This is a genomic window from Porticoccus sp., assembly GCA_023261185.1.
GTDB lineage: Bacteria > Pseudomonadota > Gammaproteobacteria > Pseudomonadales > Porticoccaceae > Porticoccus > Porticoccus litoralis.
In genome coordinates, this window is record JALRJN010000064.1 from 22,830 (window position 1) to 47,444 (window position 24,615).

Sequence of the window (24,615 nt, forward strand, 5' to 3'; positions counted from 1 at the left end):
CACTTCTGTAGCCTTCAAATTCGATGATTTAAGTGCTGAGCGCCAGAATCGACAGCAGAGTAGAGTAGTCGTATTATCTCCCGCAAATTATGACAATAGGGTGATCCGGATGATCAACAAACCCGAGCAAACTGAATTTGCCATCAATCTGATGCAACACTTGGTGACGGCTACCTTTGTACTGGATACTGACGGCAACGTGATTATCTGGAATCGTTCATGCGAACGGCTCACCGGCATTACAGCCGCTGAAGTCATCGGCACCAACAATCACTGGAAAGCCTTCTATTCCAATCATCGTCTTTGCCTTGCAGATACCATCATTGAGGGCCGCACGAATGAACTGGACAAGCTCTACACTGTATCGGCACAACCCTCAGTGTACGGAAATGGTTACAAAGCGGAAAACTGGTGCGTCATGCCCCGCATCGGCAAACGGCTTTACCTGGCCGCCGACGCAGGTCCAATCTACGATAACCATGGCCAGCTGATTGCTGTCGTCGAAACCATCCGAGACCAGACAGACCAGAAAATTGCTCAAAAGAGACTGGAGGAACTGGCCGTCGTTGATGAGCTGACCGGCCTTTTCAATCGCCGCTATTTTAACGATCATCTGGACTCCGAGTGGAAACGATGTGCCCGTGAAGGCACCCACCTCTCGGTGATCCTCCTTGATATCGACTATTTCAAGCAATACAACGACAACTATGGCCACCTAGTTGGTGACGAGTGCCTGAGGTCCGTAGCAGGTACGATACAGCGCAGTCTGTTACGGGGGAGTGATTCCGCCACACGTTTCGGCGGTGAAGAATTCTGCGTTCTTCTTCCAGGAATCCAGCAGAAGGGCGCGACAAAAATTGCTAAGCGCATCTGTGCCAACATAGAGAAACTGGAAATTCCCCATCCCACCAGCCCCGTATCACAATGGGTCACGCTAAGTATTGGGGTTGCCTGTATCCTGTCTTCTGAAAATGACACTCCGGCCAACTTGCTCACTCTAGCGGATGAGGCCATGTACAGGGCCAAAGCAGGCGGCCGCAACCAGAGTTTCTGCGCGGAAACTGACTGATTTTCCCCGGCCTGCTACTCGTTAAACGCTGATTAGAAGAGAATCATTTTCAGTCCGATAAGAATCAGCACCACGCCGCCAAAAAGCTCCGCCTTGCTCTCTAGCCAGGTGCCACTTTTTGTACCAATAAGCACACCCGCCATACTGAATAGAAACGTGGTCACCCCGATGATCAGACAGGCGAGCAGTGGCGCAACATCCAGCAGAGTCAGAGCAAACCCTGCTGCCATCGCATCGATACTGGTGGCTATGGCCAGCATCAGCATCACACGGTGGGTAATCGTGGCGATATCTTCCTCCACCCCTTCGGCAAAGGATTCATAAATCATTTTTCCACCGATCAACACCAGTAACAGAAACGCAATCCAGGGTGCGGCAGCTTCTACCCAACCCAGCACACCCTTGCCCCCCAAGTAACCGAACACCGGCATCAACGCCTGGAACACACCAAAATAGATGCCCGCCATGATGGCTAACGACATGGGTCGGCGCTGGTGCTTGGCACCCAAGCCGATGGATACCGCAAAAGCATCCATACTTAATGCAACCGCCAACAACAGCACTTCCAACATACTCAGCTTTTCCTTCACTACATAAGGCGGAGAAACTGTAGAGACAACCTCTGCCGCTTTCAAGTAATGTTGATTCGACGACACAATGCCGATGGAGGAAAACAAAACAGGCCACCTGATCAGGTGGCCTGCTTCTTCCCCAGGAATAGCTTTCTTGCTTGTTAACGGAAGAACAGCAGCTCCCGGTATTTTGGCAGCGGCCATAGTTCGTCAGAGACCTCCAGCTCAAGATAATCTGCATGCTCTCTAACCTCATCCATGAGGCCGCGAATGGTATCGGCACAGAATTTCATATGATCTTCTGTCGTATCAAAATCGTGCATACCGATTAGTGATGATAATTCCTCGACCGCTTTCATCATGGCGCCGGTTTCAGCAGCTACTTTATTAACCACGGTGGCATCAAGTTCGACGCCCACTTCGCGGGCACCCGAGATAGCACTACTCAAATCCGAGAGGTAGCTCATGGCTGCGGGGTAGATCAACGTCTTGGCCATATCGATAACCAGCTTTGCCTCTACTTCGATAGCCAGAATGTACTGTTCCGCATACACCTCGTATCGGCTTGCCAACTCCACCGGTGTCAACACACCGGTTTTCTTGAACAGTTCAATAACATCCGCCTCGAGCAGGGCTGGCAGCGCATCGGCTGTGGTGGGGATATTTTTCAGGCCGCGCTCTTCAACCGCCATACGGTACCACTCTGGTGAATATCCGTCGCCACCAAAAACAACATTGCCATGCTGTTGCATCAACTCCTGCAGCACTTTGATAACGGCTTCTGTCTGATTGGAAGAAGCCGCCAGACTGGCCTCAAGCTTTTCAGCGATCCAATCCAGGGAGTCGGCAAGCATCGTATTCATCGCCACCAGCGGGCCAGATACCGATTGCGAGGAGCCTACAGCCCGAAACTCAAAGCGATTACCCGTGAAGGCAAAGGGTGAAGTGCGATTACGGTCCCCGGGGTCACGTTCAAACTTGAGGATCTGGGTAAGCCCCAGATCCATCTCACCGCCTTTGACCGTTTCATTCAGCTTGCCTTCCTTGATATCCATGAACAGCTTTTCCAGCTGATCACCCAGGTACACGGAAAGAATCGCCGGCGGCGCTTCGTTCGCTCCCAAGCGATGATCATTTGCCGCAGACGCAATGGCAGCCCGCAGCAGGGGGCCATAGGCATGTACGCCGCGAATCACCGCTCCGCAGAACAACAGGAAGATCAGGTTTTTATCCGGGGTGCTGCCAGGGTCCAGTAAGTTGCCCTGGGTGGAATTTCCCACTGACCAGTTAACGTGCTTACCAGAGCCATTTACACCGGCAAAGGGCTTTTCATGTAGCAAGCAGAGGAAACCATGTTTTTTGGCGGTCAGTTTGAGCAGAGTCATCAGCATTTGCTGATGGTCAGAGGCGACGTTGGCCGATTCAAAATAGGGTGCAATTTCAAACTGACCAGGTGCCACCTCGTTGTGGTGCGTTTTTGCGGGAATTTCCAACCGATACAGCTTGTCTTCCAGGTCCTGCATAAAGACCTGTACACGTTCGGGAATAGCACCAAAATAGTGGTCATCAAACTCCTGTCCCTTGGCTGGAGGAGCACCAAACAGACTGCGACCTGCCAGCAACAGATCAGGGCGACTGCTGGCAAAATTTTCATCCACCAGAAAATACTCCTGCTCGGCACCGCAGCTGGAGTTCAGGGTGGCAATGTCGGTTTCCCCCATCAACGACAGCACTTTTCTTGCCGACTTATCCATCGCCGCGTTGGAACGCAGCAGAGGAATCTTTTTATCCAGCGCTTCACCGGTCCAGGACATGAACACGCTGGGAATCATCAGGGTTGCACCATTGTCCGTGTGCATGATGTAGGCGGGACTAGTGGGATCCCAGGCAGTGTAACCCCGGGCGGCATTGGTCATCCGCAGACTACCATTGGGGAATGAGGAGCCATCCGGCTCGCCCTTGATCAACAGGCTGCCGGTAAATTCGGTAATGGCGCCGCCATCGGAATTGGTGATGATAAAACCATCATGCTTTTCGGCCGTGGCATTGGTCATCGGGTAGAAGATATGTGAGAAAAATTTCACCCCTTTTGAAATGGCCCAGTCCTTCATGGCGGCAGCCACGACATCTGCCGTGCCGGGATCCAGAGCGGCGCCTGTTTGCACGGTATTTTTCATGGCTTTGAAGGCATTTTTCGATAATGCTTCTTCCATGGTCGCCAGGTTAAACACATCTGTTGCCCAAATTTTGCTCAGGGCTTCCGGCATATCAACAGGCAAGGGCTCGCGGTTATTGATTTCTGCAATGGCGAGCATTCGGGGTTGGTTTCCGCTCATGGGAGTATCCTCTGGTTTTGGGTGGAGAATTGATCGACTGTCTCCGCGCAAACAGCCCAGGGGTCCCATTCCGGGTAGTGAATGGTGTGAGGGGCCTGGTCGAATTGCTCTGGCAACAGAATGTTTCACAGACGAGTTTTTCGTATGTACCCGTTACCAAAGCAATTTTCAGCCCAATTTCTGAGAAAACCGTGACAAAGTGCTGCAACGCCATGAATACGCGCTAATAGATGACTACAGGCGCAATAACCGCCTGCTCAAGAGAAAAGCATCGCCCACATCGGCCCACCACATAGCCTCGAGCGCACCCCGATCGAACACGTCCTGGATCTTCAGGTGTTTTTTGGTGCGTGAATCAGGAAGTAGGCCGGTAAACCGCCACATTGTGGAACCCCTGTTCGAGCAGGAGTTCGGCATGCAAACGACTCATAACCCCTTTTTCGCAATAAAGGAGGTAACTTGAACTCTGTTCAAGGTGTTGAAATTTGTTTTGCACTGCAAAAAAAGGTAATGCCTCAACGGTCACCCCCTGAATAGACAGAGGTCGCATCTCCACTTCATCCGGGTGGCGTATATCCAGAATCGTGGCACCCGGTTGTGGCGACTGAAAAATCTCCACGTCTACGGCATTGGCATCAACTTCCATGACTTCATCGATATTTTGTACACGGCTATTGGCCACGGCCTGCTCAAGCACGGAGAAATCGAAGTTTGCTTCTTCTGCGACAACCTTGTCTTCCCGGGCTCTAGTCGTCGGCTTCACAGAAATCACGCCACAGTATTCCGGCATACTGGCGGCAAACTCTTCAGTACCGATGGCCCTGGCAATATCAATGATGTCATTTTTATCCGAGGTAATGAGTGGCCGCAGAACCAGGGTTTTGGTTACCGAGTCAATCACCGCCAGATTAGCCAGCGTTTGACTGGAAACCTGGGCCACACTCTCGCCGGTAACCAGCGCCTGCACGCCCATGTCCTCGGCCACCTGTGTCGCGGCCCGCAGCATCATGCGTTTCAACACCACACCGATTTCGGAATTGCGAACCTTGCTTAAAATCTCCCCAACCACGCCGTCAAAGGGCACCGTAATAAAACGCACGCGATGGGAGCTGCCAAACTTGCTCCAGAGATAAAAAGCCACCTCCTTCACCCCCACCTCATGGGCACGCCCACCGAGATTGAAAAACAGGTAATGGGTCCGCAATCCACGTTTGGTCGTCAGGTAACTGGAAACGGATGAATCAAAGCCGCCAGAGATCAGTGAAATCACCGTATCCTGTGAGCCCAATGGGAACCCCCCCAACCCCTTAGTTGTTTCCTCAATAACAAACAGCTCCTGCTGCTTGATTTCAAGGCGCACAGTAAGGTCCGGTTGTTTGAGGCTAACCCCCGCCGCCTCAGACTGGTGCAATAGGCCACCACCCACAATGCGTTCAACGTCGCCAGAGGTGAATTCGTGCTTGCCGCTGCGCTTTACGCGAAGCACAAAGGTCTTACCATTCAGCTTTTCTTTCCACACCAACAGGGTATTTTGAAGAATGTCATCAAAGCTCCCCAGGGGGAAATGTTGCACCCTGGAAAAATTGGCAATGCCCGGGGTTCGCGCCAACAAATCTGCCACACGAAGCGGGACCTCATCGCTTTCCGGGCCGATAATCTGTAATTTTTCCCAGTCCTGCTCAACCTGTATCGCCGGATCAATAGCACGCAGCATTTTGCGAAGGTTTTCGCGTAACTGCCGGGTCATTCGTTTACGAACGGGGGTACTTTTGATGATGATTTCAGGAAACAGCTTGATGATAAAGTGCATGGCGAAAAGGGTTCACTGCATATGGGTATTGGGGCGGCAGATTATATTACAAAAAAAGTACTATTCGGCTTATGATGAGAAACAGCACCACAGCGTGCGCACGGCGCACCAAATATGATCTTTTAGCTTAACTTGTGCTTTATTGTGGTGCATAACGGCGCAAACCATACGGCGTGCTAACTATAACCCATTGATTTTATTAATAGCCGCCGCTGGCATAACTTTTGCTTCAATTTGGCACACTGATTGCTAAATCACAAATTGAGCTGAAACAACAATCAATTTAACTATTTTGTATCATCGTGGTCCCGTCACTTCGGGCACCCGATTCAATCTGGATATCCATAACTGGAGGAGCTAATGTCCAACAAAACCCTCACACTGATTAAAGAAAGCGAAGCCCAATGGGTAGATTTGCGCTTTACCGACACCAAAGGTAAAGAACAGCACGTCACCATCCCCGTTAGTGCTGTTGACGAAGAATTCTTTGAAGTCGGTCAAATGTTCGACGGCTCCTCTATCGCCGGCTGGAAAGGTATTAACGAATCCGACATGGTACTGATGCCGGATGACAGCACGTCTATGCTGGATCCTTTTTCCGATGCCGTAACCGTCATTCTGCGCTGCGATATTCTCGAGCCATCAACTATGACAGGTTATGAGCGCGACCCCCGCTCCGTAGCCAAGCGCGCTGAGGAATACCTGAAAACTACCGGTCTGGGCGACACTGCATTCTTTGGTAACGAGCCTGAGTTCTTCATCTTTGACGACATCAAATGGGGCTCAGACATGAGCGGCAGCTTCGTTAAGATCAGCTCTGAAGAAGCCGCCTGGTCTACCGGTGAGACCTTTGCCGAAGGCAACATGGGCCACCGCCCTCGCGTGAAAGGTGGTTATTTCCCGGTTCCGCCAATTGACTCACTGCACGACATTCGTGCCGCGATGTGTGAAGCCATGTCTCAAATGGGCCTTGATATTGAAGTACACCATCATGAAGTGGCTACCGCTGGTCAGTGTGAAATCGGCATTAAATTCAACACCCTGGTGAAAAAAGCCGACGACACTCAGATCCTGAAATACTGCGTACACAATGTGGCCCACGCCTATGGCAAAACTGCTACTTTTATGCCTAAGCCCATCGTTGGCGATAACGGCTCCGGCATGCACTGCCACCAGTCTTTCTGGAAGGATGGCGTTAACCAGTTTGCTGGCGACGGTTATGCTGGACTGAGTGAAACTGCCCTGTACTACATCGGTGGCATTATCAAGCACGCCAAGGCATTGAACGCCTTCACCAACCCCGGCACCAACTCATACAAGCGTCTTATCCCCGGCTTTGAAGCCCCGGTAATGCTGGCCTACTCTGCACGCAACCGCTCCGCTTCCATCCGCATTCCTTACGTTGCATCTCCGAAAGGTAAGCGTATTGAAGCACGCTTCCCCGACCCTATTGCCAACCCTTACCTGGCGTTCGCCGCCATGTTGATGGCTGGCCTGGACGGTGTTCAGAACAAGATCCACCCCGGCGATGCCGCAGACAAAGACCTGTACGATCTGCCCGCAGAAGAAGCAGCCGCCATACCACAAGTATGTGGTAGCCTTCGCGAAGCACTGTCTTCCCTGGATGCAGACCGTGAGTTCCTCACCAAGGGCGGCGTCTTCACCGACGACATGATCGATGCTTACATTGAACTGAAAATGGAAGATGTCTACCGTGTCGAGCACACTACTCACCCGCTTGAGTTCGACCTGTACTACTCCGTATAAATCGATACTCAACACAGAGTCGGCGGTCCACTAATACGGCCCGCTCTCTCAAACACAAAAAAAGCCCGCTATTTTTTGAATGGCGGGCTTTTTCTTGTGTCAAAGGAAGGCTAGTCTTAGAAGACTCAACAAGGAGAATTGTTACTGATGAGTGGATACTGTCGTTTAATTGCCCTTACCCTGGCGTGCACAATCGCTCAGCCCGCACTGGCAGAGGTCTACAAAACTGTCGATGAAGACGGCAATATCACTTATACCGACAACCCTACGGCCAAAGAAGGCAAAGTCGAAGAGGTTAAATTACCGGCTATAAACACTCAGCCCGCACTGAAAACAAAAGCCGAAAAACCGAAAAAATCCGACACCGGCAACGGTTACAAGGAAGTCAGCATTCTATCTCCAGCCCAAGATGCCACCATCCCGCCAGGCCAACTCAATGTTGTAGTACAGGTCTTTATGGAACCGGCTCTCCAGCCCGGCCACCGGATTCAACTTTTCCACAATGGTCAACCCTACGGCGAAGCGGCCTACGCCACTTCCTTTTCTATCGACGAACTGATCAGAGGCGAACATAACGTTCAAGTCCGGGTTATCGATACAAAAGGAAACTCTGTTGCCACCTCGGACAAGGTTACATTTTTCGTAAAAAGAGCCTCTCGCCTCAATAAAGAGGCCATTCAGACACAAAAATCAGACAGAGCAAAAAGAGTTCAAAAGGCCACCCAGGGGTCTAAATAGCCTCTGTTCGATTTTCAAAAAAATCCCAATGAGCATGGCGCACCATCATGGTGCGCCATGCTACACTTATAATCGTTAATCCTTCTGTTTACAGGGGCTTAACGCACACCATAATTGGCCCGCTATTTGCGTTGAGTTAATGAACCACTGAACCATAAAAGGGCGACGGCCTTTTAGCGCACCGTAAGCCAGCGATAAATTGATCCTAATGACCGACGAACAGCTTCACCACTTACTACTGGACAACCTGAGCACCGCCGTTCTGCTGCTGAATGACAGTCTGGAAATCTGTTATTTGAACCCATCGGCAGAAAATCTGCTTGCGGTTAGCGCAATGCGTCTGTGTGGCAACTCCGTCAGCACGCTGTTTACCGAAAACGATTCGCCAACGCCCTCTCTGCGGGAAGCTTTGGAGTCAAACCACCCATTTACCCAACGTCAAGCCACCATGGTTCTACCTGACCAGTCGCAGATCACCGTAGATTTTACTGCCACCCCGCTCCAGACATCGGTGACACGTATGCTGGTGCTCGAAATGCAGCAAATGGACAGGCTCATGCGTATCAACCGCGAAGAAGCGCTGATTACTACGCACGATACGACTCGCAACCTGGTGCGGGGACTTGCCCATGAAATCAAAAATCCCCTGGGTGGTATCCGGGGAGCAGCGCAGTTACTGTCGGAAGACTTGGGTGACGAACCGGAGCTGCGGGAGTACACCGATATTATTTCTGCGGAGACAGATCGGCTTTGCAGCCTGGTAGACCGCCTGCTGGGGCCGACCACCATGCCTAAATTTGTCCCAGTCAACATCCACGAAGTACTAGAGCATGTGGCGGCATTGGCAGAAGCCGAAACCCGTGGCGCCATCGCCATCAAGCGCAGTTATGACCCCAGCATCCCTGAAATCAGTGGCGACCGAGGACAACTGATCCAGGCTGTCCTGAACATTGTACGCAACTCTATTCAGGCTCTGCGTAACAGCAATCAGAAACGCCCCACTATCAAACTAGTAACCAAAATTCAGCGTCATTTCACCATTGGCAAGGTGCATCACAAAGTGATCTGTCGCATCGACATTATCGATAACGGTCCCGGTATACCCGAAGACCTGATAGATCGCATATTTTTTCCCATGATCAGTGGTCGAGCTGAAGGCAGTGGACTGGGCCTACCCATAGCCCAGTCCGCCATCAACCTTCACCACGGGCTGATCGAGTGTGAAAACGGGAAGGGAGAAACCCGTTTCACCATCTATTTACCTTTGGATATTTAAAACATGGAAAAGCGCAAAGTCTGGATAGTTGATGATGATCGTTCCATACGTTGGGTGATGGAAAAAGCGCTTAGCCGTGCTGACATGACAGTAACCAGCTTTGAAGATCCCTATGATCTGCTAGCCAAGCTGGATAAAACCAAGCCGGACACCATCATCAGCGATATCCGTATGCCTGGCATCGACGGGTTACAGTTGTTACAGAAAATTCATATTTCCAACCCTTCATTGCCGGTCATCATTACCACCGCTCACTCCGACCTTGACAGTGCCGTTGCCGCCTACCAGGGCGGAGCTTTCGAATACCTGCCTAAACCCTTTGACCTTGAAGAATTGATTGCTGTCACACAGAGGGCCATCAACTTTGCCGGCGAGCAGGGGCAGGAGAAGGAGCCCAGAGAAGAGGAGGTCAGCGGTGAAATCATTGGCGAAGCCCCGGCCATGCAGGAAGTTTTCCGGGCCATTGGCCGTCTGTCTCACTCGAATATCACGGTATTGATTAACGGGGAATCCGGAACCGGCAAGGAACTGGTCGCCAAGGCATTACACGATCACAGCCCGCGTCGGAACAATCGGTTTGTTGCCCTGAATATGGCGGCCATTCCCCATGACCTGATTGAATCAGAGTTGTTTGGACACGAAAAAGGCGCCTTTACTGGTGCCACCCAACGCCGGGAAGGTCGTTTTCAACAAGCAGATGGTGGCACCCTGTTCCTGGATGAAATCGGTGATATGCCACCCGAGGCTCAGACCCGCCTACTGCGCGTGCTCGCTAACGGAGAATTTTATCTGGTGGGTGGACACACGCCGGTGAAAGTCGATGTACGCATTATTGCCGCCACTCACCAGAACCTGGAAGAGCTGGTAGAGGAAAACCGATTCCGTGAAGACCTGTTCCATCGCCTCAATGTGATCCGCATTCACCTGCCAACACTGTCAGATCGGCGCGAAGATATCCCGAAATTGATGCAGCATTTTTTCCAACTTGCCGCCAAGGAGTTGGAAACAGAACCCAAAACACTCTCCCCTGAGGCAGAGCACTACCTCAGCATGCTGCCCTGGCCCGGCAACGTACGTCAGCTGGAAAATATCTGCCGCTGGTTAACTGTCATGGCCTCTGGTCGTGAAGTGCACATTGAAGATTTGCCACCTGAACTGCGAGACAGTCCGGTAGAGAAAAATAATGTAGCGGGAAGCTGGGAGCAGCAACTTCGCTCCTGGGCAGACAATGAGCTCAGTGCCGGACACCATGACATACTGGCGTCAGCAGTCCCCACCTTCGAGCGCGCGCTGATTGAAACAGCATTGAATCACACCCACGGTCGTAAGCGTGATGCAGCGGAATTGCTTGGCTGGGGCAGAAATACCCTGACCCGAAAACTTAAAGAGCTGGGGATGAGTGACGACGATCTTTGAGAATGGCTGAAGAGATGTGGTGCAGACAAGCTACACCCCATCTGTCTTTAGCGATTAATGAGCAGTTTCTGACTCAGAAGCCTGCTCGTCCTGCTTGGCTTTTCTTTCTGCCAGGGCCTGTGCGAACAGTGCATCGAAATTCACGGGCGGCAGCATCAGTGCAGGGAATGTACCTTTGACCACCACATTATCCACAACCTCTCTGGCATAGGGGTACAAGGTTGCAGGACAAAGTACGTTCAGGACATGCGCCATCTGTGCTTTTTCCAGCCCTTTTACCGTGAAGATACCTGCCTGATGCACTTCGGTCAGGAAGACCACATCGTCTTTATCTTTCACCGTAATTGTCAGTGTCATTACCACTTCAAAATGGGTTTCATCTAACTGCTCAATTTTGGTCGACAACTCCTGACCGATTTGTGGCTTCACTTCACGCTGGAAAGCCTCCACACCCATCGGCGTTTCAAAGGAAAGATCCTTCAGGTAAATACGCTGCATGGCAAAATGGTTTTCTGCCCTCTCTTCATTGGCGACAGCGTTACCGGTATTTTCTTCAGTCATGTATCCACCTTCGTTACATCATTACTTGTTAGATAATTTAAAACACAGTTTGGTGTCGGGACAGCTGGGGGCTTTAACCCTGCGCAGCCAGCAATTGATCAAGCTCACCCTGTTGCTCCAGTCGGCGCAAATCATCGTAACCACCAACGTGCGCATCACCCACCCAAATTTGGGGAACAGTGTGGCGGCCACTCATCACAACTAGCTCCTTGCGCTTGGCCGGATCACCGTCTACGGAGATCTCTTCGAAATTGAGGCCTTTATTGGCGAGCAGATTCTTGGCGGCTACACAGTACCCACAGGTGCGTGTCGTGTAGATCCTGACCTGGGTCATTTAACTTTTGATTACTGGCAAATTCTGGTTTTGCCATTCCATCATGCCACCCGTCAGCCGGAACACCTTAAAATTCTGTTGCTGCAGCTGCCGCCCTACGGCCCCGGCCTGCTGACCAACCTTGTCGGCGATGATAATGAACTTTTCGCGATAACTTTCCAGTTCGCTGATCTTGTCCTTTAGTTTTGCATGGGGAATATTAACGGCACCGGCAATATGGCCCGCCTTGAATTCCTTACTGTCGCGAACGTCGAGCAAGATGGCTTCCTCCGCATTTAACATGCGGGTCACAGCGTGCACCGAGATCGGCCTGCCACTCTTGATTCTCTCATTGATGGCAAACAGGTAAATCAGCACCATAAGTACGCTGACCAGCACCCACTGCTCACTGATAAAAACAAAAAAATCCACTATCAACAGCCTCTTGGAAGTTCCAGCTGGACCACCCAGCCCAGCAAAGCCGCAAAAGTATACACACCGCATACTGCTCAAGGAACCACCAATGGCACTGAATACACTTTGCGGGTAAGATTCGCGGATCATTCACCCCAGAACACCACCCCATAGAGATCATGAAAGAAGCAAAAAAACCACTTCTGCTGCTGGTCCTCGACGGCTATGGCTACAGCGACAATCCAGAATACAACGCCATCTTTACAGCTGACACTCCAGTACGAGACCGCTTGTGGGAAACGGCTCCGCACACATTTATTCAAACGTCTGGGCTGGCCGTAGGCCTTCCGGAAGGACAGATGGGCAATAGTGAAGTGGGCCATATGACGCTGGGATCAGGACGGGTGATCTACCAGAACTTTACCCGCATCAACAAGGCCATCAGCGAAGGGGCTTTTTTTTCCAACCCGGTGTACTGCCAGGCCATTGACCAAGCCATTGCCAACAACAAGGCCGTACACATCTTGGGGCTGCTTTCTGAAGGGGGCGTTCACAGTCACGAATCACATATCAATGCCATGGTTGAACTGGCCTCACAGCGCGGTGCCAAAGCAATCTACGTTCACGCCTTTCTCGATGGCAGGGACACGCCACCACGCAGTGCTGAAGCCTCACTACAGCGCACTGCAAAAAAACTGTCTGACACTGGCCGAGGTCGTATCGCCAGTATCTGCGGGCGCTTTTACGCCATGGACCGTGACAACCGCTGGGACCGGGTGCAGGCGGCCTATGACCTATTAACTCTGGGCAAGGCCGAACATTTTGCAACCGATGCCATCAGCGGCCTTTGCGCAGCCTACGAGCGCGGCGAAAATGACGAATTTGTACTACCCACCACAATCCACGCCCCTGGAGAAGATACCGTTACCATCCATGATGGGGACACCGTCATCTTTATGAATTTCCGTCCCGACAGGGCAAGAGAAATAACCCGGGCATTTGTTGACAAGCAATTTGACGGGTTTGAGCGTATCGCACACCCGACATTGTCTGACTTTGTGATGACCACCGAGTATTCGGCGGATATTCATACTAGTTGCGCTTTTCCACCTCAGGACATCCACAATTCTCTGGGCGAATTCCTGGGCAATCACAACAAAAGCCAGCTGCGCATCGCCGAGACAGAGAAATATGCCCATGTGACTTTCTTCTTTAATGGCGGCCAGGAAACCCTGTTCCCGGGAGAAGAACGAATTCTTATCCCATCACCCAAGGTCGCCACCTATGACCTGAAACCGGAGATGAGCGCCTACGAGCTGACTGACCAGCTCGTCGCTGCCATTGAAGGAGGAGCATTCGATGTCATTATCTGCAACTACGCCAATTGTGACCAAGTGGGCCACAGCGGGGTCTTTGATGCCGCGGTTAAAGCCGTTGAAGCCGTAGATCAATGCCTGGAGCGAGTCTTATCCGCCCTGCATAGGGCGGGTGGAGAGTGCCTGATCACAGCAGACCATGGCAATGTCGAACAAATGTTCGATCTCCAGTCCGGCCAAGTGCATACCCAGCACACCACCCTACCGGTACCTCTGATCTACGTTGGAGATAGACAACTCACCCTGAGCGATGGTGGCTCACTGGCAGACATCGCACCCACTATGCTGACATTGCTCGACTTGCCGCAACCGGCCGAGATGACCGGGCACTCCCTTGCTCAACTGACCACATAGAGAGAATGAAGAAGGCGCCAATGAGGCTGCTCCAGCATTGGCTGTTAATTCTGCTGCTATCTGCGGCCTGCCCGACACAGGCCGGTGAAAAGGAGGATCGCCAGAAGCTGCAGCAGATCGGCAAGGATATCCTCAAGCTCGAAGAGAGCGTCAAAGGTGACAGCAAGGAACAACAGCGTCTTGCCAGGGAACTGAAAAAAACCGAACTGGACACCGCACGACTCAACCAGGCGATACACGACCTGGAAGCCCAACTGGAGAAACTGAATAGCGAGTTGCTGCAACTGCAATCACAGAAATCCTCACTGGAAAAATCCCGCCAGGCCCAACAGGACCTGATCGCCAAACAGATCACAGCGACCTATCGGCTGGGCAACGAGGAATCCATCAAACTGCTGCTCAACCAAGAAGATCCGGATAAGGTCAGTAGGGCCCTGAAATACTACGACTATTTCCTCAAGGCGCGCGCCGAAAAAATTGAACAGTACCTGCAAACCATGGCCGAACTACATCGTGTCGAAACGGGAATTAGCGAAAGACAGGCTGCACTCACACAGCGCCGCTCAACGCTGTCCGAACAGCAACAGCGGCTGGAGGAAAACCTGCGTGTCCGCAGCGAGGTCTTGGTTCGCCTGGATCGCCAAATCACGAGCTCAAAGCAAGCGTTGAAACAACTGCACGCTGAGCACAAACGGCTTGAAACAGTTATCAGGACCCTTGAGGAAAGTATTACCAAGCTGGTATCGCCAACAAACACCGAGCCCTTTTCTCGTCGCAAGGGCAAACTGCCCTGGCCTGTTAAGGGCACATTGAGCCAGTACTTTGGCGCCACACGAACGGCAGATATCACCTGGAATGGCTGGCTACTCAAAGCCAGTGAAGGAACCCCTGTCCACGCTATACACCATGGTCGTATTATTTTTTCTGATTACCTGCGAGGCCACGGCATGTTGGTCATCATTGACCACGGTGATGGCTATATGAGCCTCTATGCACACAACCAGGTACTTTTGAAAGTCACTGGCGACTGGGTGCAGAGCGGAGAACCCATCGCCCGAGTCGGCAACAGTGGCGGACAACGTGATCATGCACTTTATTTTGAAATTCGCCATAATGGCAGACCAACAAACCCAAAAACTTGGCTGACACGTAAAGGATAACAGTCTTCACTACCGCCAATGCCGCGCGTGAGACTTCTACAACAACTCCCTAAACCACAACGCCGCCGGCGAATGCCAGGATCGTTCATGAACTCACTAAGTAAGTTGCTGTTTTTTGCTTTCCTCCTGCTCTCAGGAGCTATTGCCTTTGCGGCAACTGAACAGGAAGACAACGGGCGCATGCCCCTGGACGAGCTACGCCGCTTTACCCAGGCTTTTGACCAGATTCGTCAGGCCTACGTCGAAGAAATTGACGATAAAGAGCTTCTGGAAATGGCCATCAGTGGTCTCCTCAGCAGCCTAGATCCGCACTCTGCCTATCTTAATGAAACCGATTTCCAGGACCTTGAGGAACATACCACAGGGGAGTTTGGTGGACTGGGTATAGAAGTCGGCATGGAAGGGGGTTTTATCAAGGTGATTACCCCTATCGATGACACTCCCGCCGAACGGGCTGGCATTCAGGCCGGGGACCTGATCATAAAACTGGATGAGCAATTGGTGCAGGGCATGAGCCTCAGCGAAGCCATCGAGATCATGCGCGGGCCCAAAGGATCCAAGCTGAAACTGACCATTGTTCGCCCCAACCGCGATGGTCCGTTTGAGGTTGAAGTTATTCGCGATGTCATTCAGGTTCACAGTGTTCGTTCACGGATACTGGAACCCGGATTTGGCTACGTGCGCATTGCACAGTTCCAGGAAAACACCGGCACATCATTCCGGCAAGCCCTGGAAAACTTCACCAAAGATGATCCCGACCTCAAAGGCGTAATACTCGACCTGCGCAACAACCCCGGTGGTCTCTTGAATGCCTCGGTAGAGGTGGTGGACACACTGCTGGACCAAGGCCTTGTGGTATATACCGAAGGACGACTGAACACGTCCAACGCCAAGTATTATGCTAAACCCGGCGACATTCTTAATGGCCTTCCAGTAGTCGTGCTGATCAATGAAGGTTCTGCTTCTGCCGCGGAAATTGTTGCCGGCGCCCTACAGGACCACAACCGCGCAGTGATTCTCGGCACCAGCAGCTTTGGCAAAGGCTCCGTACAAACGGTGATTCCCCTGGGGGAAAGACGTGGCATTAAGCTCACTACTGCGCGCTACTTTACCCCCAGTAAACGTTCCATTCAGGCAGAGGGCATCCAGCCTAATATTGTGGTCAAACCTGCCGAGGTGAGGCTGCTGGAATCCCGAGGGCAAATTAAAGAAGAGAACCTGGCGGGACATCTCTCCAACACGGAAAGCCCTCAAGCCGAGGTCGCTGACGATCTCTCGCAGGAAGACAATCAGCTATACGAAGCGCTTAACCTCCTCAAAGGGCTGAATATTTTTACTTCAGCCAAAAAACACCAAAAGGCGCCATAAGCAGACCAAAGGGCCTTTCAGCTTGATGCACCTCATTGACTTTTGGCTAAAAAATAGGCTGAATACATGAAGATTGTTGTTCTTGCGTCGATAGTATGTAAACAATCCCTGTTTACAACGGACTGTGCTAATAAAAGAAGAATTGCTGCCTTTTTAGCCTCTTTTTAAATTACGCTTATTAAAGAGGTGGCAACTATTATAAAAATACAAGAATTAGTACGGCAGTGTACAAAGTGAGGAAACAACATGGTAATGCCCAGAACTGGTGAACAAAGCGAGCATAAACCTGCCATAAGAAGTGATCGGTTTTTCAAACTGCACAACTTCTGGTTTTTTGCGACTCGCGAAGGTGCCGCTGTTGGCCCATTTGACTCCAAGGAAGGCGCTGTGCAAGCAGTCTCAGATTACGTTGAATTTGTGCAAAAAGCTGGTCCGGAAGCGCTGGACTTTTTCACATCTGAGGCCCGCTACGCAGTATAGGTCAGAATTAACGCCGCACCTCGACACCTCGCTCAGCCATATAATCCTTGGCCTGGGCGATGGTGAACTCCCCAAAATGAAAAATACTCGCGGCTAATACCGCATCAGCTTTTCCCTCTACCACGCCATCCACCAGGTGCTGAAGATTTCCCACCCCGCCTGATGCTATCACCGGAATATCTACTGCTTCACTGATAGCCCGCGTCAGCGGCAAGTTAAAACCCGTCTTGGTACCATCCTTATCCATACTGGTGAGAAGAATTTCACCGGCCCCATATTCGGCCATCTGCACAGCCCATGCCACAGCATCGATTCCGGTAGGATTGCGTCCGCCGTGGGTAAAAATTTCCCAACGCAACGGCTCTCCTTCCCCGCTGACCTGCTTTGCATCAATAGCAACGACAATGCACTGTGAACCAAACCGCTGCGCTGCCTGTCTTACAAACTCAGGGTTCTTTACCGCCGCCGAATTAATCCCAACCTTATCGGCACCCGCATTCAACAGTGCGCGAATATCTTCGAGGGTGCGAACACCTCCACCCACTGTCAAAGGTATAAATACTTCGCTGGCCATGCGCTCAACCGTGTGAACCATGGTATCCCGCTCTTCATGGCTGGCCGTAATGTCGAGAAAAGTAATTTCGTCAGCACCTTCCTCGTTATAACGTTTCGCCACCTCGACCGGGTCACCCGCATCGCGGATATCGACAAATTGCACACCCTTGACCACCCGCCCCTTGTCTACGTCAAGGCAGGGGATGATTCGTTTCGCTAACATCAGTTTTCGCCCTCGCTCTCACCCTGCTCATCAAACAGGTGTCCCAACTTCCCAGCCTTGGTAGCCAGGTAATACAGATTATGCGGATTGCGCCCCGTCTGCAGCGCCAGACGCTCGGTCACATGAATCCCCAGCTGCTCAAGCGCTTCAACCTTGCGCGGATTGTTAGTCAGCAGTTTTACCTGAGCAATGTTCAGGTGCCGCAACATAGAACGACAAATACTGTAGTCTCTCATATCGGCACCGAAACCCAGCCTTTCATTGGCCTCAACGGTATCGGCACCCTGATCCTGAAGGTGGTAAGCCTTGATCTTATTAATTAGCCCGATACCTCTTCCCTCCTGCCGCAGATATAAAATGGCCCCCCGCCCCTCAGCGGAGATCCGGCGCATGGCTTCTTCCAATTGCGCACCGCAATCGCAGCGCACACTGAACAGGGCATCCCCGGTCAGACATTCGGAATGAATACGAAGCAGTACCGGTTCACCATCGGCAACATCACCCATGGTGATGGCGACATGCTCTTTATCACTGACCGTGTCTTCAAAGCCATGAATATCAAACACGCCCCAACGAGTAGGAAGTTTGGAGCTTTCAACAAAACGGAGTGTCACTTAAGACTCCTAAAGATCAGGCGGGTGGCTATTTTAGCCGGGATACACATTGAGTAAAGTGAAGCCGGTAATTTTCAATACTAAACAATGGACTAACGGGCTGCCGAACCACATTTACGATTCTGTCACTACAGGGATTTCATCAAAACTTGGTTCTCAACACCATCACTCCTTCCTCTTCGCTCATTTCCACACGGCTGAGGAAGCTGTTTCCCAACAAAATCTGTGAGGGAAAATCACCAACTACGACTGTCGCATCCACCTGGTTCAGGGTGATATTACCGATAGTCAGTTTCTGTAACGGTATATGGTAGGCATTGACGATACCCCCTGCCGTGCTGGCGGAGCCCTTGCGACCGCGGCGAAAATTCACGCCCAACTGCTCGGCATGGTGCAAATTCATGGCGATGGAAGTGGCGCCTGTATCCACCATAAAATCTGCCGGACGGCCATTGATAAAACCGCTTACAAAATAGTGGCCATTTTCTGCCCGGGGGATTCTCACCTCCGCCATTTCAGCGGCCTGAAAACTGGAAGAAATATGGTCCGACAGGACCAGTGTCATTTGCCTACCATCAAACTCGACAACAGCGCGGCGACTGTTGCTGTCGATCAACGTTACACCCTCGGGGCTGGTCTGACCCTGCTTCAACAAACGCTGCTTGCCATTAATCACCAGCACTGCACTGCCACCAAACAGGCCATTCACACGGATATCCGCCGCCCAGCACGGACTGGCGAACAGTCCCATCAACACAAATGCTACGACAAGTCCCTTCATGGCCAGCACCCCCGGCAATTCCCTAAATCATCCATTGCGACGCAGAAAACAGTATCGCCCAGGCGAACAAACCTGCCAACAGGTCATCTACCATGATACCCACCCCCCCATGCACCTGGCGGTCCAGCCAGCTAATGGGCCACGGCTTCCAAATATCAAACAGACGAAACAGGACAAAACCGGCCAATGCCCAGGACCAGGAGGCTGGCAATGCAGTCATGGTCAACCAGTAACCAGCTATTTCATCCCAGACAATACCGGGATGATCATGCACCCCCATATCACGAGCGGTTTTACCGCAGAGGTAGAAACCCAGCAGGGACACCGCAACCACCACCCCGATATAGGTATAGAGCGGCAGGGCTGCCAGCAATGGCCACAGCACAAGCGCCACCACAGTGCCAGCCGTACCCGGCCCCTTCGGCGCCAAACCACTGCCAAAACCAAACGCCAGAAAATGCACCGGGTTTTTCAGCAGCTGGGAAAACTTCGGGTTAATGCGATGATCCATAATCTATCTGCCGGTTGAGCACATCAAAACAGGGGGAGAACACCCCGTAGCCACCTCAATTAAAATGCTGATATCCCTTGCGGGCAACCGTCTGAACCTGACCCTCAGCATCGAGACAGACTATGCCAGGCTCTGATGTCATAAGGCCAATCCGGGTCGCCAGCAACTCTCCACGATGAATCATGCCATCAACGAGAGACTGCTTGCTCTCAGGCACGGTAAAACACAGCTCATAATCATCGCCGCCCGAGAGTATCCAGGATTGCAATTGGTCTGGGTTAACAGCTTCCGCTAGCCAAGGTGCGACTGGCACCTGTTGCAACTGTAGCTCAGCGCCCAAGCCACTGCACTCGGCGATATGCCCAAGATCTGCCAGCAGCCCGTCGGAAACATCGATGGCCGCCGAAGCCACTCCCCGCAGTTTCCTGCCCACGGTTAACCTCGGTTCTGGCCGATAAAACCGTTTTAGCAGCACCTCTCGCTGGGAGTCATTGTAGGAACAACCGGGAGAAAAGACTTGCAGCGCCGCTGCACCCTCGCCCAGGGTCCCCGTGACATAGACACCATCACCAGCTTGCGCACCACCCCTGACCAGCGCCTGCCCCCTTGAAACAGTGCCCATCATCTGAATGGAGATACTCAGTGGTCCGGCAGTGGTATCGCCACCCACCAGGGCACAGCCGAAATGTTGGGCATCCTCGGCCAGCGCTTCGGAAAAGGCCTGCAGCCAATCAGGCTCGGCCTGCGGCAGAGTCAACGCAAGGGTAAACCAACGGGCGTCTGCCCCCATGGCTGCCATATCACTGAGATTCACCCGTAAAGTGCGGTGAGCAATATCTTCAGGCGCGGCATCCTGCGGAAAATGAACCCCGGCGACCAGGGTATCGACACTGACCACCAATTGCTGGTCTGGGCTGATGTCCAGCACTGCCCCATCATCACCCACACCCAGCGCCACACCCTCGACACCACCCACCGAAGAGAAGTACTGCTTAATCAGCGCAAATTCACTCAGGGACATGGGGCACCGCAACAGGTGTGCGACGACGTATTAACGTCGCCGCTCGGCCTTGACCTCAATAGCGCGATGGGTAGCCGCCACTTTATCGAGAATGCCGTTGATGTATTTGTAGGCATCCGTGGGGCCGAAGGTTTTTGCAAGGTTCACAGCTTCGTTGATGGCCACCTTGTAGGGAATATCAATCCGGAAACACAGCTCGTAACAACCCATTCTCAACAGTGCCCTGGAGATTGGGTCCAGATCCTTGGACTGGCGGTCGAGGTGGCTTTCATAGGCGGCATCCACTTCATCCAGCTTTTGTGGAATACCGTGCAATAACTCACGAAAATACTCGGTGTCCACTTTGCGCATATCGTTGTCGGTGAAAAATTCCGCTTCAATACTGTGCAGATCCGAGCCGGATAATTGCCACTGATACAAGGCCTGTACCAGCAGTTGACGGGCTTTCTTTCGGGTAGAGGGAAGTGACACGTATTGGCTCCTATAGCTGGCGAAACAGACTAATCATTTCCAGCGCTGTCAGCGCAGCTTCTTCACCCTTGTTTTCGGCATTGTCGCCGGAACGCTCCTGCGCCTGGGCCAGGGTATCCGTGGTCAACACACCAAATGCAATCGGCAGCCCTTCGCGCAGGGCGACTTCGCCAATACCCCGGGTGGTTTCCCCCGAGACATACTCGAAGTGAGGTGTTCCACCGCGGATCACACAACCGAGTGCAATCACCGCATCGAAACGGCCTGACTGCGCCAGCTTGCTGCAGGCCAGAGGCAATTCAAAGGCCCCCGGCACACGGAACACATGCACATCCTTTTCGGCAATGCCGTGGCGCAGTAATGCACGCTGCGCACCCTGCAAAAGACTTTCGGTGATCTGGCTGTTCCAACGTGCGACGGCAATCGCCACTCTGGCACCATCGATATTAAAGCTGCCCTCATCGGGCCGGTATTCACTCATGCTGTTATCCGACTTGTTTCTGTTCCTGGCTGCGCTAACGCTCAGCCATCAATCACAATTAATGTATTCCACCACTTCCAGGTCAAAACCGGATATCCCGGTAAACCTGAAGGGTGCGCTCATCAGTCGCATTTTATGTACCCCCAGATCCATCAGAATCTGCGAGCCGGTACCCACCTGCTGATAAACCACATCCGCAGCGCGTTGAGGCTGCGAAGGCAAGTTGCTGAGCATCTCGTCCACACTGGCATCGATATCATCGGCAGTTTCCGGATAGTAGATAAACACCACCACGCCCCGGCCTTCCTCGGCCACTTTCTCCATAGCGCGGGACAAGCTCCAGCTGCGGTAGCCGTCACCGGGTTCCATGGCAAACAGGTCCCGGGCTGACTTGTTGATATGCACACGCACCAACGGTGGTTCACCATTGGCCACATCACCCATCACCAACGCAAAGTGCTTTTCGTTGCGGGCACTATCCAGGTAAGTCTTGAGAACGAACTCCCCGTAATGGGTCTGGATGGGACGCTCGTTGATGCAGTTGATGGTCTTCTCGGTGACCAGGCGGTAGTGGATCAGGTCGGCAATGGTGCCGATCTTCAGGTTGTGCCTGGCGGCAAAGGCCTCCAGGTCGGGACGGCGCGCCATGGTACCGTCATCATTCATAATTTCGACAATCACCGCCGCTTGCTCGAACCCCGCCATACGCGCCAGATCACAGCCTGCTTCGGTATGCCCGGCGCGGCTCAACACGCCACCACGCTCTGCCCTCAACGGGAAAATGTGTCCGGGCTGAACAATATCCTGGGGGCGAGCATTGCTTGCCACGGCAGCCTGTACGGTGCGCGCCCGGTCGGCAGCGGAAATACCGGTGGTCACACCCTCGGCCGCCTCGATGGAAACGGTGAAATTGGTACCATGACCAGACTTGTTTGAGTCCACCATCAACGGCAGATTAAGCTGCTGGCAACGCTCTTCGGACAAGGTCAGGCAGATCAACCCACGTCCGTGGGTGGCCATAAAGTTGATATCCTCAGGCCGCACCATGGTAGCGGCCATCACCAGGTCGCCCTCGTTCTCGCGATCCTCATCATCCATCAGGATCACCATCTTGCCCTGACGAATATCCGCAACCAGTTCTTCAATACTGTTCAAAGCCATAAACAATTGCCGTCAATCTTGTTTGTGTATTTGTCTGTCAGGCATCTGCCGCACCATCACCCTGCAGCAAGCGCTCCAGGTAACGGGCGATCAGATCCACCTCCAGATTCACGCGGGTACCCGCTCTATAGGTGCCCATCACCGTTTTCTCAAGGGTATGGGGCACGATATTCAGTTCGAACTCAGCGCCTTCCACCTTGTTTACCGTGAGACTGGTGCCATCCACCGTGATGGATCCCTTGTGGGCGATATATTTAGCCAGCTCACGGGGTGCACGTAGCCTGAAGCGTTCTGAGCGCGCATCCGGATGGCGACTTACCACCTCCCCGATCCCGTCCACGTGGCCTGACACCATGTGCCCACCCATACGCGTTTGCGGAGTCAGCGCCTTCTCCAAATTAACTTTCGTACCCACGCCCCAGTCACCCACTGTGGTCAGTGACAAGGTTTCTGCGGAGACATCCGCCACATAGCCATCACCAGGCATTTCTACCACCGTGAGACAGACACCGTTGGTACTAATGCTGTCACCCAGCGCGATATCGCTCATACCCAGATCGTTAGTTTTTATCCGCAATCGCAGATCGCCGCCCTTTTCCTCGCAGGCCGCCACTTCTCCAACTGCTTCAACAATACCCGTGAACACTTATGCTTTCTCCACTTGCGCCCGTGACTTTTCAGTTTATACCCTGTGCCGGAACGGGATGTGCCGTAATACGCCAGTCATCCCCAACGGGCTGAATATCCACAATCTTAACTGACACTGCATCGGACATATTTTCCAGAGGCAGTGCCAACAGGGGCCGAGCCAGACTGCCCAACAGTTTGGGGGCCATATAGATGATCAACTCATCCGCCAGCCCTGCAGCGATAAATGCCCCTGCCAGTTTGGCGCCGGCTTCAACCAGCACCTCATTGCATTCACTGGTGGCCAGCACTTTCAGCAACGCTTTCAGATCAACCCGACCTTTGCCGTTGTCCAGCACCACCACCTCAGCGCCCGGCAGCTGTCCCCTTTGGGCACTAGCCACCAGCGTGTCGCCGCCATCCGTCAATAATTGTGCATCCCTTGGGGTACGCAACTTACTGTCCACCACCACCCGCAGAGGTTGGTCCCGGGCAATATCTGCTGCATTTTCCAGATGCAACTCGGTCGGCCTCACGGTGAGGGCCGGGTTATCGAGTAACACGGTGCCCACACCAGTAATGATCGCTGAACTGCGAGCCCGCAAACGCTGCACATCACTACGGGCAGCAGGCCCGGTAATCCACTGACTCTCGCCACTGGCCATAGCTGTGCGACCATCCAGGCTCATGGCCAGTTTTACCCTTACCCAGGGCAAACCGAGCCGCTGTCGTTTGATAAAACCGGGATTCAAGGTCATTGCTTCTGCTTCAAGCACGGGTCCATCAACCAAAATTCCTGCCTGACGCAACGCTTCCAGCCCCCGGCCCGACACATTCGGGTTCGGGTCCTGCATACCGTAGACCACCCGACTGACACCAGCCTTGATCAGGGCATTGGCACAGGGAGGGGTTCGCCCCTGATGACTGCAGGGTTCCAGTGTCACATAGGCAGTGGCACCCCGAGCCAGCTCTCCGGCCACCGCCAGAGCATTCACCTCTGCGTGGGCTTCTCCGGCACGACGATGCCAGCCCTCGCCCACCACCTGATCACCATGGGCAATGACACAGCCCACCGAGGGATTCGGCATAGTCGTGTAACAACCCCGAGCGGCCAGTTCAACCGCCCTGGCCATGAGACTGGCATCCAGGGTGTCTGACAT

General features: G+C 52.8%; 25 protein-coding genes. 9 read left to right on the top strand and 16 right to left on the bottom strand.

All coding sequences use genetic code 11. The features are described 5' to 3' along the window. Positions 1-109 precede the first annotated feature (109 nt). Complete coding sequence (locus ACYZYZ_RS05955; protein ID WP_461483603.1) at positions 110-1,069, top strand: sensor domain-containing diguanylate cyclase; 960 nt, start codon at positions 110-112, stop codon at positions 1,067-1,069. Between the two features lie 32 nt (positions 1,070-1,101). On the opposite strand, the gene ACYZYZ_RS05960 is transcribed toward ACYZYZ_RS05955, so the two are convergent. The 3 genes from ACYZYZ_RS05960 to thiI all read right to left on the bottom strand — a co-directional run bounded on the left by ACYZYZ_RS05960 (position 1,102) and on the right by thiI (position 5,787). Further along, positions 1,102-1,746 (bottom strand): manganese efflux pump MntP, encoded by a 645-nt coding sequence (locus tag ACYZYZ_RS05960; protein ID WP_461483604.1) that lies wholly within the window; start codon positions 1,744-1,746, stop codon positions 1,102-1,104. A gap of 56 nt (positions 1,747-1,802) precedes the next feature. Next, positions 1,803-3,977, bottom strand: a complete 2,175-nt coding sequence (locus tag ACYZYZ_RS05965) for a glutamine synthetase III family protein (protein WP_461483605.1) — start codon at positions 3,975-3,977, stop codon at positions 1,803-1,805. A gap of 355 nt (positions 3,978-4,332) precedes the next feature. Further along, entirely contained in the window at positions 4,333-5,787 is a 1,455-nt protein-coding gene (gene thiI / locus ACYZYZ_RS05970) for a tRNA uracil 4-sulfurtransferase ThiI (RefSeq protein WP_461483606.1), read from the bottom strand. A 360-nt stretch (positions 5,788-6,147) separates the two neighbouring features. On the opposite strand from thiI, the gene glnA reads away from it, so the two are divergent. The 4 genes from glnA (at position 6,148) to ntrC (ending at position 10,984) form a co-directional block, all read left to right on the top strand. Continuing rightward, positions 6,148-7,554: a glutamate--ammonia ligase gene (gene glnA, locus ACYZYZ_RS05975; protein WP_305169597.1), complete on the top strand. Its 1,407-nt coding sequence runs from the start codon at positions 6,148-6,150 to the stop codon at positions 7,552-7,554. A gap of 147 nt (positions 7,555-7,701) precedes the next feature. Next, on the top strand, positions 7,702-8,292 hold the full coding sequence (locus tag ACYZYZ_RS05980; protein WP_461483607.1) for a DUF4124 domain-containing protein: 591 nt from the start codon (positions 7,702-7,704) through the stop codon (positions 8,290-8,292). 208 nt (positions 8,293-8,500) lie between these two features. Next, positions 8,501-9,568, top strand: a complete 1,068-nt coding sequence (gene glnL, locus ACYZYZ_RS05985) for a nitrogen regulation protein NR(II) (RefSeq protein ID WP_305169599.1) — start codon at positions 8,501-8,503, stop codon at positions 9,566-9,568. 3 nt (positions 9,569-9,571) lie between these two features. After that, positions 9,572-10,984, top strand: coding sequence for a nitrogen regulation protein NR(I) (ntrC, locus tag ACYZYZ_RS05990; RefSeq protein WP_305169600.1), 1,413 nt, complete (start codon positions 9,572-9,574; stop codon positions 10,982-10,984). 54 nt (positions 10,985-11,038) lie between these two features. Here the strand turns inward: ntrC and secB are convergent, their stop codons facing one another. The 3 genes from secB to ACYZYZ_RS06005 all read right to left on the bottom strand — a co-directional run bounded on the left by secB (position 11,039) and on the right by ACYZYZ_RS06005 (position 12,290). Further along, positions 11,039-11,545 (bottom strand): protein-export chaperone SecB, encoded by a 507-nt coding sequence (gene secB / locus ACYZYZ_RS05995; protein WP_461483608.1) that lies wholly within the window; start codon positions 11,543-11,545, stop codon positions 11,039-11,041. A 73-nt stretch (positions 11,546-11,618) separates the two neighbouring features. After that, the gene (grxC, locus tag ACYZYZ_RS06000) at positions 11,619-11,879 is read right to left on the bottom strand and encodes a glutaredoxin 3 (protein ID WP_461483609.1); all 261 of its coding nucleotides are present in this window, start codon (positions 11,877-11,879) and stop codon (positions 11,619-11,621) included. After that, positions 11,880-12,290, bottom strand: a complete 411-nt coding sequence (locus ACYZYZ_RS06005) for a rhodanese-like domain-containing protein (protein ID WP_461483610.1) — start codon at positions 12,288-12,290, stop codon at positions 11,880-11,882. A gap of 161 nt (positions 12,291-12,451) precedes the next feature. On the opposite strand from ACYZYZ_RS06005, the gene gpmI reads away from it, so the two are divergent. From gpmI to ACYZYZ_RS06025, 4 genes are all read left to right on the top strand, one after another. Further along, entirely contained in the window at positions 12,452-14,002 is a 1,551-nt protein-coding gene (gene gpmI, locus ACYZYZ_RS06010; protein WP_461483611.1) for a 2,3-bisphosphoglycerate-independent phosphoglycerate mutase, read from the top strand. 20 nt (positions 14,003-14,022) lie between these two features. Continuing rightward, a complete protein-coding gene (locus tag ACYZYZ_RS06015; RefSeq protein ID WP_461483612.1) occupies positions 14,023-15,162 on the top strand; it encodes a murein hydrolase activator EnvC family protein in 1,140 nt (379 codons plus the stop codon). 87 nt (positions 15,163-15,249) lie between these two features. Further along, positions 15,250-16,530 (top strand): S41 family peptidase, encoded by a 1,281-nt coding sequence (locus ACYZYZ_RS06020; protein ID WP_461483613.1) that lies wholly within the window; start codon positions 15,250-15,252, stop codon positions 16,528-16,530. A gap of 246 nt (positions 16,531-16,776) precedes the next feature. After that, positions 16,777-17,010, top strand: coding sequence for a DUF6316 family protein (locus ACYZYZ_RS06025; protein ID WP_305169608.1), 234 nt, complete (start codon positions 16,777-16,779; stop codon positions 17,008-17,010). A gap of 7 nt (positions 17,011-17,017) precedes the next feature. On the opposite strand, the gene hisF is transcribed toward ACYZYZ_RS06025, so the two are convergent. The 10 genes from hisF to ribD all read right to left on the bottom strand — a co-directional run bounded on the left by hisF (position 17,018) and on the right by ribD (position 24,615). Then, entirely contained in the window at positions 17,018-17,791 is a 774-nt protein-coding gene (gene hisF / locus ACYZYZ_RS06030) for an imidazole glycerol phosphate synthase subunit HisF (RefSeq protein WP_305169721.1), read from the bottom strand. After that, positions 17,788-18,402, bottom strand: coding sequence for a GTP cyclohydrolase II (gene ribA, locus ACYZYZ_RS06035; RefSeq protein WP_461483614.1), 615 nt, complete (start codon positions 18,400-18,402; stop codon positions 17,788-17,790). The genes hisF and ribA overlap by 4 nt, the downstream gene beginning before the upstream one ends. Positions 18,403-18,544: 142 nt before the next feature. Then, positions 18,545-19,183: a retropepsin-like aspartic protease family protein gene (locus tag ACYZYZ_RS06040; protein ID WP_461483615.1), complete on the bottom strand. Its 639-nt coding sequence runs from the start codon at positions 19,181-19,183 to the stop codon at positions 18,545-18,547. Positions 19,184-19,205: 22 nt separating this feature from the next. Next, complete coding sequence (locus ACYZYZ_RS06045) at positions 19,206-19,694, bottom strand: phosphatidylglycerophosphatase A family protein (protein WP_461483616.1); 489 nt, start codon at positions 19,692-19,694, stop codon at positions 19,206-19,208. Between the two features lie 55 nt (positions 19,695-19,749). After that, positions 19,750-20,715 carry a thiamine-phosphate kinase gene (gene thiL, locus ACYZYZ_RS06050; RefSeq protein WP_461483617.1) on the bottom strand — a complete coding sequence of 322 codons (966 nt, stop codon included), beginning with the start codon at positions 20,713-20,715 and terminating at the stop codon, positions 19,750-19,752. Between the two features lie 30 nt (positions 20,716-20,745). Further along, positions 20,746-21,186, bottom strand: coding sequence for a transcription antitermination factor NusB (gene nusB / locus ACYZYZ_RS06055; RefSeq protein ID WP_461483618.1), 441 nt, complete (start codon positions 21,184-21,186; stop codon positions 20,746-20,748). Positions 21,187-21,196: 10 nt separating this feature from the next. Further along, positions 21,197-21,667 carry a 6,7-dimethyl-8-ribityllumazine synthase gene (gene ribH / locus ACYZYZ_RS06060; RefSeq protein WP_305169615.1) on the bottom strand — a complete coding sequence of 157 codons (471 nt, stop codon included), beginning with the start codon at positions 21,665-21,667 and terminating at the stop codon, positions 21,197-21,199. A 48-nt stretch (positions 21,668-21,715) separates the two neighbouring features. Continuing rightward, complete coding sequence (gene ribBA, locus ACYZYZ_RS06065) at positions 21,716-22,828, bottom strand: bifunctional 3,4-dihydroxy-2-butanone-4-phosphate synthase/GTP cyclohydrolase II (protein ID WP_461483619.1); 1,113 nt, start codon at positions 22,826-22,828, stop codon at positions 21,716-21,718. A gap of 37 nt (positions 22,829-22,865) precedes the next feature. Then, a complete protein-coding gene (locus ACYZYZ_RS06070; protein WP_461483620.1) occupies positions 22,866-23,474 on the bottom strand; it encodes a riboflavin synthase in 609 nt (202 codons plus the stop codon). Positions 23,475-23,505: 31 nt separating this feature from the next. Then, positions 23,506-24,615 carry a bifunctional diaminohydroxyphosphoribosylaminopyrimidine deaminase/5-amino-6-(5-phosphoribosylamino)uracil reductase RibD gene (gene ribD, locus ACYZYZ_RS06075; protein WP_461483621.1) on the bottom strand — a complete coding sequence of 370 codons (1,110 nt, stop codon included), beginning with the start codon at positions 24,613-24,615 and terminating at the stop codon, positions 23,506-23,508.

Coding starts and splice junctions, on each gene's coding strand:
- ACYZYZ_RS05955 (WP_461483603.1), top strand. CDS start 110: ATGATCAACAAACCCGAGCAAACTGAATTTGCCATCAATCTGATGCAA.
- ACYZYZ_RS06025 (WP_305169608.1), top strand. CDS start 16,777: ATGGTAATGCCCAGAACTGGTGAACAAAGCGAGCATAAACCTGCCATA.
- secB (WP_461483608.1), bottom strand. CDS start 11,545: ATGACTGAAGAAAATACCGGTAACGCTGTCGCCAATGAAGAGAGGGCA.
- grxC (WP_461483609.1), bottom strand. CDS start 11,879: ATGACCCAGGTCAGGATCTACACGACACGCACCTGTGGGTACTGTGTA.
- gpmI (WP_461483611.1), top strand. CDS start 12,452: ATGAAAGAAGCAAAAAAACCACTTCTGCTGCTGGTCCTCGACGGCTAT.
- ribBA (WP_461483619.1), bottom strand. CDS start 22,828: ATGGCTTTGAACAGTATTGAAGAACTGGTTGCGGATATTCGTCAGGGC.
- thiL (WP_461483617.1), bottom strand. CDS start 20,715: ATGTCCCTGAGTGAATTTGCGCTGATTAAGCAGTACTTCTCTTCGGTG.
- ACYZYZ_RS05965 (WP_461483605.1), bottom strand. CDS start 3,977: ATGAGCGGAAACCAACCCCGAATGCTCGCCATTGCAGAAATCAATAAC.
- ACYZYZ_RS06015 (WP_461483612.1), top strand. CDS start 14,023: ATGAGGCTGCTCCAGCATTGGCTGTTAATTCTGCTGCTATCTGCGGCC.
- ribD (WP_461483621.1), bottom strand. CDS start 24,615: ATGTCAGACACCCTGGATGCCAGTCTCATGGCCAGGGCGGTTGAACTG.
- glnL (WP_305169599.1), top strand. CDS start 8,501: ATGACCGACGAACAGCTTCACCACTTACTACTGGACAACCTGAGCACC.
- ACYZYZ_RS06020 (WP_461483613.1), top strand. CDS start 15,250: ATGAACTCACTAAGTAAGTTGCTGTTTTTTGCTTTCCTCCTGCTCTCA.
- glnA (WP_305169597.1), top strand. CDS start 6,148: ATGTCCAACAAAACCCTCACACTGATTAAAGAAAGCGAAGCCCAATGG.
- ntrC (WP_305169600.1), top strand. CDS start 9,572: ATGGAAAAGCGCAAAGTCTGGATAGTTGATGATGATCGTTCCATACGT.
- ACYZYZ_RS06040 (WP_461483615.1), bottom strand. CDS start 19,183: ATGAAGGGACTTGTCGTAGCATTTGTGTTGATGGGACTGTTCGCCAGT.
- ACYZYZ_RS06045 (WP_461483616.1), bottom strand. CDS start 19,694: ATGGATCATCGCATTAACCCGAAGTTTTCCCAGCTGCTGAAAAACCCG.
- thiI (WP_461483606.1), bottom strand. CDS start 5,787: ATGCACTTTATCATCAAGCTGTTTCCTGAAATCATCATCAAAAGTACC.
- ribH (WP_305169615.1), bottom strand. CDS start 21,667: ATGAGTGAATACCGGCCCGATGAGGGCAGCTTTAATATCGATGGTGCC.
- ACYZYZ_RS05980 (WP_461483607.1), top strand. CDS start 7,702: ATGAGTGGATACTGTCGTTTAATTGCCCTTACCCTGGCGTGCACAATC.